This window comes from Arthrobacter sp. NicSoilB4 (genome assembly GCF_019977335.1).
GTDB lineage: Bacteria > Actinomycetota > Actinomycetes > Actinomycetales > Micrococcaceae > Arthrobacter.
The window spans coordinates 1,355,151-1,368,646 of sequence record NZ_AP024653.1; the positions used below are offsets into that span (position 1 = coordinate 1,355,151).

Consider the following 13,496-nt stretch of genomic DNA (forward strand, 5'->3'; position numbering starts at 1 on the left):
CGCGGCGCTGTGCCGGACCACACTGCACAGTCATTCCATAGTCACTGCAGTGAGGACGCACAGCGCCGCACACCACCCCTACGGCCCAGCGAGAAACGAAGGATCCGAATGAATTCCCCAGCCCTGCCCGCCCTTGCGGTGGATGGCCTTGGTCTGCAGATCGGCGGTGCCCGCATTCTCCAGGATGTGAGCTTCTCGGTCGGCACCGGCGAAATGGTCGGCGTCATCGGCCCCAACGGCGCCGGCAAGACCACCTTGTTCAACCTGATCTCCGGCGTCATGCGCCCCACCGCGGGCAGCGTGACGCTGAACGGCAGGGAGATCACGGCCGCGCCGGTCCACCGCAGGGCCAAGGCAGGGCTGGGCAGGACCTTCCAGACCTCCAACCTGTTTCCCCGGCTCAGCGTGCTGGAAAACGTCCGGCTGGCCGCCCAGGCGAAACTCGGGGGCAGCTTCAGCCTCCTGCGTTTCCCCGCGGCCTCCGACGAGGCCACCCGGATCGCCCGCGGCACCATCGGCGAGGTCGGGCTCACGTCCCAGCTCTCGACGGCGGCGGGGGACCTCTCCCACGGCGAGAAGCGCAAGGTGGAGATCGCCGTGCTGCTGGCGACGGATCCCGCCGTCGTGCTCCTGGACGAGCCGATGGCCGGGGTGGCGTCGGGGGACGTCCCGTCCCTCACCGCGATCATCGCGGGGCTGCACCGGGACCGCGGCTGCACCGTGATGATGGTGGAGCACCACATGGACGTTGTCTTAGGCCTTGTGGACCGGGTGGCCGTGATGCACCACGGCAGCCTGCTCGCCCTGGACTCCCCGGAGGCCGTGATGTCGGACCCGACCGTACAAAGTGCCTACCTGGGAGAACCCGTATGAGCGCCGCAGCGGAAACCCGCCCGATCCTCAGGCTGACGGGACTCAACGCCCACATTGCCGGACAGCAAGTCGTGGAGGATGTGTCCTTCACGGTCCCGGCCACCGGCATCACCGCGCTGCTGGGCCGCAACGGCGTCGGAAAGACCAGCACCATCAAAGCCATCATCGGCCTCATCGACCGGACCGGAACCGTGGAGCTCGACGGCGTCCGGATCGAGAAGGAGCCGACGTTCAAGATCATCCGCAGCGGGGTGGGCTACGTCCCCGAGGACCGCGAAGTGTTCTCCAAACTCACCGTGGCAGAAAACCTCCGGCTCGCCGAACGCGACGCCGCACCCCGGCGCCAGCTCGTCGAGGACCTGTTCCCGGACCTGCTGGCCCGGTCCGCCCAAATGGCCGGCACCCTCTCCGGCGGCCAGCAGCAGATGGTGTCACTGGCCCGCGCCCTGCTGAACACCAACAAGATCCTGCTCGTCGACGAACCCACCAAGGGCCTGGCCCCGAAAATCGTCGCCGAGGTCGCAGAGACCCTCGCCGAAGCGGCGAAGACCGTACCCATCCTCCTGGTCGAGCAGAACCTGCACGTCGTCCGCCAGCTCGCCCAGGGCGCCGTCGTCCTCTCCGGCGGCCGGGTTGTCCACACGGGCAGCGCCCTGGAGTTCCTCGACGACGCCGGGCTGACCCAGCGCCTGCTGGGCGTCGCCGCTGAGAACCCCGCCGGGGAAAGCCCCGCACGGGAGCACCCAGCGAACACAGCTGCGAAAGGCGCCGCCCTGTGAGCACCGTCGTTCTCCTGATCTTCACCGGCCTGGGCCTTGGCGCCCTCTACTTCCTCGTGGCCGCAGGGCTGTCACTGATCTACGGGCTGATGGGTGTGCTCAACTTCGCGCACGGCGCCTTCCTGACCCTCGGGGCCTTCACCGGCTGGGAAATCGCCCGCCGGACCGGCTCGGACAACTGGTGGACGTTCCTGCTCTCCCTGCTGGTCGGGGCAGCGGCCGGGGCCGCCTTTGCCGCCTTCACCGAGTTCGTCCTGATCCGCCGGCTGTACCAGCGGCACATCGAGCAGGTCCTGATCACGGTGGGCCTCTCGCTTGCCGCAGTGGCCCTCTTCGACGGCATCTGGGGCACCGACCCGGTGTTCATCCAGGGGCCGGCCTGGTTCAAAGAAACCACCGAGGTCCTTGGCGCCCGCGTCCCCAACGACCGGTTTGTGTGCATCATCGCCGCCGTCCTGGTGCTGCTGGCCATGGTGTTCTTCCTGAAGAACACCCGCTACGGCATGATCATCCGGGCCGGCGTCGAGAACCGCTCCATGGTGACGGCCCTCGGCATCGATGTCCGGAAGGCCTTCACCCTCGTCTTCACGATCGGCGGCGCCGCAGCGGGCCTGGGCGGGGTGCTGGCCTCGCACTATTTCGGCTACGTCTCGCCGATGCTGGGCGGCTCGCTGCTGATCTTCGCGTTCATCGTCACGGTGATCGGCGGGCTGGGCTCGCTGACCGGCGCGGCCATCGCCGCCGTCGCCGTCGCCGTCCTGCAGCAGTTCGCCAACTTCTACCTTGGCGGCACCGGCGACTTCGTTGTGGTGCTCGCCCTGGCGCTCGTGCTGCTGTTCCGTCCCTCCGGCCTGCTCGGGAGAACCTCATGACCACCGATACCAACGCCGCCAGCAATGCCAGCAATGCCAGCAATGCCAGCACCACCAGCACCACCAGCACCACCAGCACTGACGGGAGCGTAAGTGCCGGGAGCCCCGCGGATACGCGCGGAACGGAAACCGCCGGCGGGCCCACCCCGCCCGGCCGTCCCCGCCTGACCCGCCACAAGATCGCCGGCACGGCCGCCGGGCTCGCCGGTATGGTGCTCCTGGTCCTCCTCCCGCTGCTCAACCTGTCCCTCCCCGGTGTGCTGCCCGGGCCGACGTATACGCCCGGGTCCTTGCAACTGCTGGCCATGTGCATGCTGATGGCCGCAGCCGCGCTGACCTACCACCTGCTGCTCGGCGTCGCCGGGCTGCTTTCCTTCGGCCATGCCCTGTACTTCGGCGCCGGCGTCTACGGGCTGGCGATCATCCTGCAGAACCTGGACATTCCGCTGCTGCCCGCGATGGGCCTGACCCTGCTGGTCGTGATCGTGCTGGCCCACGTGGTGGGAAGCATCAGCCTGCGGGTCAGCGGCATCCCCTTCGCCATGGTCACACTCGCGTTCGCCCAGGCCGGCTCGGTGATTGTGGGCCGCAACCCGGACGGCACCACCGGCGGCGACGAGGGCCTGACGCTGCGCACCGACAACCTGCCCGATTTCCTCGTGGGCGTCGTCAATACACGCAACCTCTACTGGCTGGCGCTGGCGGTGCTCGTGGCCGTGTTCATCGTGGTCACCTGGGTGCAGTCCTCCCGTGCCGGGCACGTCGCCGCCGCGGTCCGCGAGAACGAACTCCGCGTCCGCGTGCTGGGCCTGCAGCCGTACCTCGTGAAGCTGCTGATCTTCGTGGTCTCCGCCATCCTTGTCAGCATCATCGGCATGGTATTCCTGCTACTGCAGAGCGGCGCCGTCCCGCGCGCCATGTCCGCCGACCTCACCATCACGCTGCTGGTGATGGTGGTCCTGGGCGGCGTCGGCTCGCGTTGGGGAGCGGTGATCGGCGGCGTCTTCTACACCATCCTGGACCAGCGCCTCACGACCCTGGCGAACTCGAACGCCATCGATGCGCTGCCGGACATCCTGCGGGTACCGTTGTCTGAACCTTTGTTCATCCTGGGCACCCTGTTCATCCTTGTGGTGCTCTTCCTGCCCGGCGGCCTGACGGGCACCGCGCAGCGGCTGGCGCAGCGGCGCAACCGGCGGGATCAGAGTGCGGGCAAGGACAGGACAGCCACGTCCCGCGAAATCCTGGAGGAATCGGCATGAGCAACACAACTGGTCCCGGCCGGGCGGACGGACTGCACACCCTGGGCCGCTGGACCACGGACCGCAGCCTCGCCACCCCGCACCGGATCGCCGTCGATGACCGAGGCTGCACCCTCAGCTACGGCGAACTGGAACGCCGGGCCTCCGGCCTCGCCGCCGGACTCAAAAGTGCCGGCTACGCCACGGGGGACCGGATCGCGACCCTGACCGGGAACAGCTCGGACCACGTGGTGGTGTTCTTCGCCTGCGCCAAGGCCGGACTGGTCCTGGTGCCGCTGTCCTGGCGGCTTTCACCCCGGGAACTCGCCGCCCAGCTTGAACTCGCCGACCCCCAGCTCCTGCTCGTCGAGGATGAACTCGATTCGCTCGCCGCGGGAGCATGCGCGCTGCTGCCGCTCCGGCCCCGGACCGCAGCGCTGGGCCCGGGCGGCGTCGAAAAGTCCGTGCCGCCGCCGTCCCGGACGCTCAGCGGTGGACGGCAGGAAGTCCGCACCGAAGTGCGCGACGACGACCCCCTCCTGATGATCTTCACGTCCGGCACCGAGGGGGCCAGCAAGGCCGCCGTGCTGACCCACGCCAACTGCTTCTGGACCAACCTCTCGCTCTCCCGGACACTCGATCTGGGGAGCGCCGACGTTGTGCTGGCCGTGCTGCCGCAGTTCCACGTCGGCGGCTGGAACATCCAGCCGCTGCTGGCCTGGTGGACGGGCGCCACCGTCGTTCTGGAACGGGGCTTCGAACCCGGCCGCGTCCTGCAGCTGATCGCCGAACGCCGGGTCACCATGCTCATGGGCGTCCCCACCCAGTACCTGATGCTCGCCGAACACCCCGACTTCGCCTCCGCCGAGCTCGGCAGCCTCCGGCACGCCGTCGTCGGCGGGGCCCCCATGCCTGCGCCGCTGCTGAGGATCTGGCACCGCAGAGGAGTGGCACTGAGCCAGGGCTACGGGCTGACCGAGGCATCGCCCAACGTGCTCTGCCTGGCCAACGAGGATGCCGCCCGGATGGTCGGATACTCGGGCAAACCGTACCCGCATGTCGCCGTCGCGGTGGCCGATCCGGTGACCGGGGAGATCCTCGACGGCGCCGCGTCAGGGGAGTTGTTGGTCGGCGGACCGGGCGTCTTCGCCGGCTACTTCCGCGATCCCGCCGCGACTGCGGCCGTCCTGGCCGGCGGCTGGCTGCGCACCGGGGACCTCGTGGAGCGCGACGCCTCGGGCTACATCAAAGTGGTGGACCGGCTCAAGGACATCTATATTTCCGGCGGCGAGAACGTGGCCCCGGCCGAGGTCGAGGCGGCGCTGCTGGCCCATCCGGCGGTGGCGCAGGCCGCCGTCGTCGGGGTGGACGACGACCGCTGGGGCGAAACGGGAGTCGCCTTTGTGGTGATCCGTCCCGGCCTCGCCACGGACGAACAGGAACTCCTGGACCACTGCGCCGCGCAACTGGCGCACTTCAAGGTTCCCGCCCGGATCGAGACGGTCGGGGCGCTGCCGCGCACGGCGCTGAACAAAGTGCTGCGGGCACGGCTGCGGCAGCAGCTGGAAGAGCGGGTGCCGGGGGGACGCACGGAAATTCCGGCGGACGCCGTGACAGCGGACGCCGTTTCCGCGGACCGGGGCCGGCGGTGAGCGCCGCGCCGCGCACCGCACGGGGCACCCGCACCCGGGCCAAGCTGCTGCAGGCCGCCGAGACGGTGTTCGCCTCGGTGGGTTACCACGAGGCCTCGATTGTGAAGATCACGGAGGAAGCCGGAGTGGGCCTCGGCACCTTCTACCTGTACTTCGACGGCAAACAGGCCATCTTCGACGAGGTGGTCGAGGACCTGAACCGCCGGGTCCGGCACGCCATGACGGACGCCGCCCGATCCGCCGGTACCCGGCTCGCGGCCGAACGCGCCGGATTCCGGGCCTTCTTCAAGTTCACGGCGGAACACCCCGCGCTGTACCGGATCATCCGGCAGGCCGAGTTCGTCTCACCCGGGGCACTGCGGCTGCACTACACCCGGATCGTCAACGGCTACATCGAAGGGCTCAAGGCCGCGCAGCTCAGCGGCGAAGTCCGGGAGATGGACCCCACCGTGGCGGCCTGGGCACTGATGGGCATCGGCGAGCTGATCGGCATGCGCTGGGTGCTGTGGGACGAAGAGGGCGCCGAACCCGCCCAGGGCGCCCGCCCGGATGTCCCGGAGGACGTCTTCGAGGAAATGATGCAGTTCATCGAACGCGCGCTCGCCCCCGCGCCCGGCGCCGCCTCCACAACCACTCAGGCCCAGGAAGGGACAGCACAGTGATCCATCCGGCAATAAAACACCCAGCAACGCAAACTCCAGCCACGAACCAGGCAACCAATACCCCCACTTACCGGACCACCGAGGTCGAGGTCCGCGGCGGCGCCCTGCACACCGCTATCTGGGGCCCCGAGGACCCTGCCGCCCCGACCATCCTGGCCGTGCACGGGGTGACCGCGTCCCACAAGGCCTGGCCGGGGCTGGCCGAAGCCCTGCCGGACGTCAGGATCATCGCCCCCGACCTGCGGGGACGGGGCCGCAGCAACCACCTGCCGGCGCCGTACGGCATGCCCTCCCACGCCGAGGACCTTGCGGCCGTGCTGGCGGCGCTCAGCATCGGCCCGGTGGTCGTCGTCGGCCATTCGATGGGCGCCTTCGCCGCCGTCGTGCTCGCGAACCTGTTCCCGGAGCGGGTGCGGTCCCTCGTGCTGGTCGACGGCGGCCTGCCGCTGCAGGTCCCGGCCGAACTCAGCGACGAGCAGGTTGTGGCCGCCGTGCTGGGCCCCGCGGCCGAGCGGCTGAACGCCACCTTCCCCAGCCGTGAGGTCTACCGCAACTTCTGGAAGCAGCATCCGGCCTTCAGCGCGGACTGGAGCCCGCTCGTAGAGGAGTACGTGGACTACGACCTCACCGGGGAGGAACCGGTCCTCCGGCCGGCCACACGGTACCAGGCGATGGCCGACGACACCGCCGAGCTGCACCGCGGCGCCTCCCTCCTGAAGGCCCTCGATGAGCTCGCGGTGGAGACGCAGGTGCTGCGGGCGCCGCGCGGCCTGCTCAACGAACCCGGCGGCCTGTACGCACCCGGCTATCTGGACGCCTGGGCGGAGAAAATGCCGCCCCTGCACGTCCGCGAGATCCCGGACGTCAACCACTACACGATCATCATGGGAGGGGCCGGCGCCGCGGCCGTCGCGGACACCGTCCGGGAGGCGCTGGCGCTGGCGTAGGGCCCGGGGCTGACGCTGGCCACTGCCGTGTCAGAGGGCGGACTCCAGGATCCGGGTCTTCGGGGCACCCAGGAGGGCGGGCGCAGCGTCGGAGGAATTCCAGACGTTGGCGTGCAGCTTGGCAAGGAGCGCCTCCGCCTGGTCACGACGCTCAAAATCGAGTTCGACCACCACGGAGTGCGCGTCTTCCACCGGGCGGCTGATCCGGTGTGCCGTGACCCCCGACGCCGCACGGTTCACCGGATCGCGGTCGAACGCCGCCTTCCACACGCCAAAATCCGTGATTTCGTGTTCTATCTGCAAGGTGTACATCGCTACCTGTCCTTCCGGTTGCCGATCCCGGGATTATGGGGATGCTTCCAAGCTACGCGCGGCTGGGTTTGTGCGGTATCCCAAATCCGGCGGGACCAGGCCGGAAACAGGCAGGGAGCCTAGCCGCCGGCGAACGGCGGCAGCACGTCGACGACGTCGTCCGGGCGCAGCGTGGCTGCACGGTTCCGGACTGCCACTTCGTTGAGCAGGAAACTGCTCCGGGACAGCAGCCGCGCCAGCGGAGGGGTCCCCGCCGGAGGTTCCGGGCGCTCGACGGCGAGGATCGCGTCCAGCAACGAGTCGACGGTGGCGTCCGCGGGCAGCTCAAAGCGCTCCTCGTCGACGCCGGCGGCAGCGCGCGCGGCAGCGAAGTAACGTACGTTCACAGGTGGTTCAGCCTCCGATGGCGCTCATGCTGCGGTCCGGCTGGACGAAGTCCGGGGCGTCCAGTCCGACGTGGTCCATGCCGTGGGCCTTGGGCTTGATCCACATGGCATCCTGCCAGCGCTCGGCGAGTTGTTCATCGCTGGCGCCCTCGCGGAGCAGCCCCAGCAGGTCGACTTCCTCGCGGGAGAACAGGCAGCTCATGATCTTGCCCTCGGCCGTGATGCGGGTTCGGCGGCAATCGGAGCAGAACGGCTCGGTCACGGAGGCGATGATCCCCACGGTTCCGAGCACCGGACCGGTGGCCTCGGCCGTGCCGGGCACGCGGGCCCGGACCTCGAAGCGTTCCGCCGGGGCGCCGTCGCGGTCCCGCGGATCGGTGCTGAGCACGTAGTCGACGGAGAGCAGCTCACGGATTTCCGCGGCGGTGATCATGTTCCGGCGGGTCCAGCCATGGTCGGCGTCGAGCGGCATCTGCTCGATGAAGCGCAGTTCGTAGCCGCGGTCCAGCGCCCACGCCAGCAGGGCGGGGGACTCGACGTCGTTGATGCCGCGCATCAGCACGGCGTTGAGCTTTACGGGGCCCAGCCCGGCGGCCCAGGCGGCGTCGACGCCGGCCAGGACTTTGTTCAGGAAGGGGCGGCGGGTCAGCTGGGTGAACGTTTCCTCATGGAGTGAGTCCAGGGAAACGTTGATCCGGGACAGCCCGGCGGCCTTGAGCCCGGCGGCTTTCTTGTCCAGGCCGACGGCATTGGTGGTCATGGAGATCGGAAGGTCAGGGTGCGCGTGGCGGAGCGCCGAAATGATGTCCATCAGATCGGCCCGGACCAGCGGTTCGCCGCCGGTGAGCCGCAGTTCCCGCACGCCCAGCATGTCGACGCCGATCCGCACGATCCGGACAATTTCCTCCGCGGACATCACGGCCTGCTTGGACAGCCACTCCAGGCCCTCCGCGGGCATGCAGTAGGTGCAGCGCAGGTTGCATTTGTCCGTCAGCGAAAGCCGCATGTCGGTGGCGCGGCGGCCGTAGCGGTCCACGAGGCCTGCAGGCATCCCCGCCGGGCGTCCGGCCGGCTGCACGCCGGAAGTGCCCGCGCCGGAACCGTCCTCCGCGCGTGGCTGGGGCATACCAAGCTGAACACTCATAAAGTCAGGCTACGCCACCTCGGCGCCGGCATCACTCCTGTTGAGCAGCATATTGCGCCCAGTATTGCGTTCGGTCTTGCGTTTCGTATTGTGCATCGCCCGGCGGCCGGTACCGCCGGGCCGGCACGAACCTATGCTGGAGGGGTGAACACCTCCCAGCGAGCGACTGCCCTGGCGGCTGTGGCCGGAGTCGTGGCCGTCGGCACCGGGCTTGCCCTGGGCGAGCTCGCGGCCGGCCTCGTAAGCCCCTCGCTGTCCCCGGTGACCGCTGTCGGCGGCGCCGTGATCGACGTGGTCCCGCCGGGCGTCAAGGACTGGGCCATTTCGCTCTTCGGCACGGCGGACAAGACCGCCCTGCTCGGCGGAATGGGGCTCGTCATTGCCGCGCTTGCCGCCCTGGCCGGAGTCGTGGAGCTGCGGCGACGGTTCGCCGGGGTCGCCATCATCGCCGTCTTCGGTGTGGCGGGGCTCGCGGCCGTGCTGGGCCGGAGCGAACTCACACCGAACGCGGTTCCCGTCCCGCTGCTTGCCGCCGTGGTGGGCATGATCCTGCTGAGGTGGCTGATCCGGCGGCTGGAGGAGTGGCAAGCCGACGCAGCAGCAGCAGCAGGGGATCCGCGCGCCGACGCAGCAGCACCAGCCGATGCAGCCGCCGCCGAAGAGAGTGACCCCGCGGCCCGGCCCCCTTCCCGCCGCCGTTTCTTCCAGGTGCTCGGCGGAACGGCCGCCGTGGCCGTGCTCGCCGGGGTGCTCGCCGCGACGTTCCGGGGGGCTGCCGCCGTCGTGAGTGAACTGCGCAGCAAACTGGCGCTGCCCGCACCGGTGTCACCGGCCCCGCCGGTCCCGGCCGGGGCCGAGGTCCGGCTGGACGGGGTGGGCCCGCTGGTGACCCCCAACAAGGAGTTCTACCGGATCGACACGGCGCTGCGCGTCCCGGTGCTGGACCCGGGCCAGTGGACCCTGAAGGTCACCGGGCTTGTGGAGCGGGAGGTGTCGCTGGACTTCGCCACGCTGCTGGCCAAACCCCTGGTCGAACGGCATGTCACCATCGCTTGCGTCTCCAATGAGGTGGGCGGGGACCTGATCGGCAACGCCCTGTGGCTGGGCTGGCCGGTCCGGGACCTGCTGGCCCTCGCCGGCCCGAAGGACGGCGCGGACATGGTCCTGTCCCGCAGCTCGGACGGCTGGACCGCCGGAACGCCGCTGGAGGTCCTGACGGACAACCGGGACGCGCTGCTGGCCGTCGGGATGAACGGCGAGCCGCTGCCGCTGGAGCACGGCTTCCCGGCCCGGCTCATCGTCCCCGGTCTCTACGGCTACGTTTCGGCCACCAAGTGGGTCACCGAGCTCAAGGTGACGCGCTTCGCGGACGACGTCGGATACTGGACGCCCCGCGGGTGGAGCGAGCGGGGACCCATCAAGACCTCCTCCCGGATCGACGTGCCCCGGGACGGCCGCTCTGTGACCGCGGGAACCGTCGCCTTCGGCGGCGTCGCCTGGGCCCAGCACACCGGGGTCGGCCGGGTGGAGCTCAGGGTCAACCGCGGCGCGTGGCAGTTGGCGGAGCTGGCCCCCGGGATCTCCAAGGACACCTGGTACCAGTGGAAGCTGGCGCTGCCGCTCACCCCCGGCCAGTACGAAGTCCAGGTCCGCGCCACGGACCTCAACGGCGCCGCGCAAGTGGAGGACCGCGCGCCCGTTGCGCCCAGCGGGGCCACCGGCTTCCACACGGTTAGAGTGTACGTGAAGTCCTAACGGGCCGGGCCACCATGCCAGGCCGGGGAGCCGGGCCAGGGAGCCGGACCGGTGAACCCAGTCACAGGCTCAAGACGAGGGGTCACCAACGCATGCACCGCACCCAGGCACGGCACGTCACCGTGGAGGCGCACCGCGACTCGGTCCGCCAACTCCTGTCCCCGCTCCGCACCCCGGACCGGATTGAACGGCTCCCGCTCCTCGCGGCGCTGGGCCGGGGACTCGCGGTGGACATCGTGGCTCCGCTGGACCTGCCGCCCTTCGCGAATTCGCAGATGGACGGCTTCGCCATCCGCAGTGCCGACGTGCCCGACGGCGGCGCCGAGCTGCGCGTTGTCGCTCCCGTTCCGGCCGGTGGCGCGCCGCCCGGACTAGCCGCCGGGACCGCCGCCCCGATCATGACCGGCGCCATGATGCCGCCCGGGGCGGACGCCGTCGTCCCGATCGAACAGGCCGTTCCCGCGTCCTTCCCAGCCCCCGGCGTCCCCGCCACGGTCCGGCTGCCCGCCGTCCCGGCAAGGAATTTCGTGCGCGATGCCGGCAGCGACATCCGAACCGGCGAGCCGGCCCTCGTCGCCGGAACGTTCCTCGGGCCCGGACAGCTGGGACTCCTGGCCGCCCTGGGATTCACCGATGTGCCCGTCTACCGTGCGTTGCGGATCCTGCTGGTCACCACCGGGGACGAGGTTGTGGAACCGGGCAGCCCGCTGGGCCCGGGCAAGATCTATGACTCCAACGCCACCCTGCTTGAATCCTCCATGCGCCAGGCCGGCCTCGACGTCACCCGGACCGGGATCTCCACGGACCGTCCCGAGGAACTCGCCGCGCTGTTGCGCCGGCATGTGGAGGACGTGGACCTGATCGTCACCACCGGCGGCGTCAGCCAAGGCGCGTACGAGGTGGTCCGGCAGGCCATGGAGGGCCACGACGTCACCTTCTTCGGGGTCGCGATGCAACCCGGCGGGCCGCAGGGCATCGGAACCTTCGACGGCGTCCCGGTCCTCGGCTTCCCGGGGAACCCCGTGAGTTGCCTCGTCTCCTTCGAAATGTTCCTCCGGCCCGCGCTCGGAGACCTCTTCGGCTCGCCCGCAGCGCGTCCCGTAGTCAGGGCACGGCTGGCCGAAGCCCTGACGTCCCCGGCCGGCAAGCACCAGGTGCGGCGCGGCACGGTCCTCCCGGACGGCACCGTCCGGCTGGAAGGCGGCGCCGGCTCGCACCTGGTCAGTGCCCTGGCGCACTCCAACGCACTGATCCAGGTGCCGGAAGGAATTGCCGCCCTCGCCGAGGGCGCCGAGGTGGAAGTATGGATGCTGTGAACGAAGAGAACGAAGAGAACCCCGTAACGGGAAACCCAGGCCTGACCCACCTCCGGCAGGACGGCACGGCCCAGATGGTGGACGTGTCCAATAAAGCGGAGAGCACCCGCGAGGCCACCGCCACCGCCACCGTCCGCAGCACCGCCGAGGTCCTGGCCCTCCTCGGCGCCGGAGAGCTGCCGAAGGGCGACGCCCTCGCCGTCGCCCGCGTGGCCGGGATCATGGCCGCCAAAAAGACCGCGGACCTGATCCCGCTGTGCCACCCGCTGCAGATCGCCAAGGTCACCGTCGACTTCGAACTCGACACCGACTCGGTCACCGTCTTCGCCACCGTCAAGACCCGCGGCATCACCGGCGTCGAGATGGAAGCGCTGACCGCGGCCTCGGTGGCCGCCCTCAGCGTGTACGACATGATCAAGGCCGTGGACAAACACGCGGTACTGACCGACATCAAAGTGCTGGCCAAAAGCGGCGGCAAGAGCGGGGACTGGACAATATGAGCATGCCCGAACCACACCGGCACGGTGAAGCCACCGGCCGGAAGGCCGGCGTCGTGATCGCCTCCACCCGGGCTGCCGCCGGAATCTATGAGGACCTCACCGGCCCCGTCATCATCGACTGGCTCACCGAGCACGGCTTCGAGACCTACCCGGCCATGGTGGTCCCGGACGGCGACGCCGTGGGCGCAGCCCTGCGCGCGCTGCTGACCCAGGCGCCGGCCGTCATCATCACCAGCGGCGGCACCGGCCTCAGCCCCACCGACGCCACTCCGGAGCAGACCCTGCCCCTGCTGGACCGCGAGATCCCCGGCATCATGGAAGGCATCCGCGGCGCGGGGACCGCCAAGACCCCGCTGGCGATGCTCAGCCGCGGCCACGCCGGCGCGGCCGGCCAGACGTTCATCGTCAACCTCCCCGGCTCCCCGAAGGGCGTCATGGACGGCCTCAGCGTGCTGGACCCCATCCTCGGACACCTCTGCGACCAGCTGGAAGGCAGCCATGGCCACTGAACCAGCATTCGAAGCAGCCTTTGAGGTGGTCCACGCGGTGTTGAGCGCCGAGCCCATTTCCGTCGACCAGGCCATCGCCGCCGTCGAATCGGACACCGCGGGCGCGGTGGTCAGCTTCAGCGGCGTGGTCCGTAACCACGACGGCGGCAAACCCGTCCAGCGGCTCAGCTACAGCGCGCACCCGACCGCGCACCAGGTGATGGCCGACGTCGTCGCGCGCCTGGTCGCCGAACAGGCGGCCGGGGGAGAGCCCGCCGCGGGAGAGCCTGCCGGGATAGGCGCAGAATCCGGCGCTGAGGCCGGCAGCGTCACAGCCCAGCCGGTGCGGATCTGGGTGGCGCACCGGATCGGGATGCTGGAAATCGGCGACCCGGCACTGGTCTGCGCCGTCTCCGCCGCACACCGGGGCCAGGCCTTCGATGTCTGTTCGGAACTGGTGGACCGGATCAAGGCCCAGGTCCCGATCTGGAAGGAACAGTTCTTCACCGACGGCACGGTCGAGTGGGTGGGGGCGGGGGCTTAGGCCCGCCCCTTACACACCGGATGCG

15 protein-coding genes are annotated in these 13,496 nt (G+C 69.9%); 12 read left to right on the top strand and 3 right to left on the bottom strand.

What is annotated here, in order from left to right:
* The first annotated feature begins 108 nt into the window (after positions 1–108).
* The 7 genes from LDO13_RS06040 (at position 109) to LDO13_RS06070 (ending at position 7,026) form a co-directional block, all read left to right on the top strand.
* Positions 109–873 (top strand): ABC transporter ATP-binding protein, encoded by a 765-nt coding sequence (locus LDO13_RS06040; RefSeq protein WP_224049124.1) that lies wholly within the window; start codon positions 109–111, stop codon positions 871–873.
* Positions 870–1,652 carry an ABC transporter ATP-binding protein gene (locus tag LDO13_RS06045; RefSeq protein WP_224049125.1) on the top strand — a complete coding sequence of 261 codons (783 nt, stop codon included), beginning with the start codon at positions 870–872 and terminating at the stop codon, positions 1,650–1,652. Before LDO13_RS06040 ends, LDO13_RS06045 begins: the two co-directional genes overlap by 4 nt.
* A complete protein-coding gene (locus LDO13_RS06050; protein WP_224049126.1) occupies positions 1,649–2,524 on the top strand; it encodes a branched-chain amino acid ABC transporter permease in 876 nt (291 codons plus the stop codon). Before LDO13_RS06045 ends, LDO13_RS06050 begins: the two co-directional genes overlap by 4 nt.
* Positions 2,525–2,733: 209 nt before the next feature.
* Positions 2,734–3,786 (top strand): branched-chain amino acid ABC transporter permease, encoded by a 1,053-nt coding sequence (locus tag LDO13_RS06055; protein WP_224049690.1) that lies wholly within the window; start codon positions 2,734–2,736, stop codon positions 3,784–3,786.
* Positions 3,783–5,417, top strand: coding sequence for an AMP-binding protein (locus tag LDO13_RS06060; protein ID WP_224049127.1), 1,635 nt, complete (start codon positions 3,783–3,785; stop codon positions 5,415–5,417). Before LDO13_RS06055 ends, LDO13_RS06060 begins: the two co-directional genes overlap by 4 nt.
* The gene (locus tag LDO13_RS06065) at positions 5,414–6,079 is read left to right on the top strand and encodes a TetR/AcrR family transcriptional regulator (protein ID WP_224049128.1); all 666 of its coding nucleotides are present in this window, start codon (positions 5,414–5,416) and stop codon (positions 6,077–6,079) included. Before LDO13_RS06060 ends, LDO13_RS06065 begins: the two co-directional genes overlap by 4 nt.
* Positions 6,076–7,026 (top strand): alpha/beta hydrolase, encoded by a 951-nt coding sequence (locus tag LDO13_RS06070; RefSeq protein ID WP_224049129.1) that lies wholly within the window; start codon positions 6,076–6,078, stop codon positions 7,024–7,026. The genes LDO13_RS06065 and LDO13_RS06070 overlap by 4 nt, the downstream gene beginning before the upstream one ends.
* A 30-nt stretch (positions 7,027–7,056) precedes the next feature.
* Here LDO13_RS06070 and LDO13_RS06075 read toward each other — a convergent pair whose 3' ends face one another.
* The 3 genes from LDO13_RS06075 to moaA form a co-directional block, all read right to left on the bottom strand.
* Positions 7,057–7,338, bottom strand: a complete 282-nt coding sequence (locus tag LDO13_RS06075) for a hypothetical protein (protein WP_224049130.1) — start codon at positions 7,336–7,338, stop codon at positions 7,057–7,059.
* A 119-nt stretch (positions 7,339–7,457) separates the two neighbouring features.
* Positions 7,458–7,724, bottom strand: a complete 267-nt coding sequence (locus LDO13_RS06080; RefSeq protein WP_224049131.1) for a MoaD/ThiS family protein — start codon at positions 7,722–7,724, stop codon at positions 7,458–7,460.
* A gap of 7 nt (positions 7,725–7,731) precedes the next feature.
* The gene (gene moaA / locus LDO13_RS06085) at positions 7,732–8,868 is read right to left on the bottom strand and encodes a GTP 3',8-cyclase MoaA (RefSeq protein ID WP_224049132.1); all 1,137 of its coding nucleotides are present in this window, start codon (positions 8,866–8,868) and stop codon (positions 7,732–7,734) included.
* Between the two features lie 144 nt (positions 8,869–9,012).
* Here moaA and LDO13_RS06090 point away from each other — a divergent pair, with 144 nt between their 5' ends.
* The 5 genes from LDO13_RS06090 to LDO13_RS06110 all read left to right on the top strand — a co-directional run bounded on the left by LDO13_RS06090 (position 9,013) and on the right by LDO13_RS06110 (position 13,471).
* Positions 9,013–10,623: a molybdopterin-dependent oxidoreductase gene (locus tag LDO13_RS06090; RefSeq protein WP_224049133.1), complete on the top strand. Its 1,611-nt coding sequence runs from the start codon at positions 9,013–9,015 to the stop codon at positions 10,621–10,623.
* Between the two features lie 92 nt (positions 10,624–10,715).
* A complete protein-coding gene (gene glp / locus LDO13_RS06095) occupies positions 10,716–11,939 on the top strand; it encodes a gephyrin-like molybdotransferase Glp (RefSeq protein WP_224049134.1) in 1,224 nt (407 codons plus the stop codon).
* Positions 11,927–12,439, top strand: coding sequence for a cyclic pyranopterin monophosphate synthase MoaC (moaC, locus tag LDO13_RS06100; protein WP_224049135.1), 513 nt, complete (start codon positions 11,927–11,929; stop codon positions 12,437–12,439). Before glp ends, moaC begins: the two co-directional genes overlap by 13 nt.
* Complete coding sequence (locus tag LDO13_RS06105; protein WP_224049136.1) at positions 12,436–12,948, top strand: MogA/MoaB family molybdenum cofactor biosynthesis protein; 513 nt, start codon at positions 12,436–12,438, stop codon at positions 12,946–12,948. Before moaC ends, LDO13_RS06105 begins: the two co-directional genes overlap by 4 nt.
* Complete coding sequence (locus tag LDO13_RS06110; protein ID WP_224049137.1) at positions 12,938–13,471, top strand: molybdenum cofactor biosynthesis protein MoaE; 534 nt, start codon at positions 12,938–12,940, stop codon at positions 13,469–13,471. Before LDO13_RS06105 ends, LDO13_RS06110 begins: the two co-directional genes overlap by 11 nt.
* Positions 13,472–13,496: the final 25 nt, after the last annotated feature.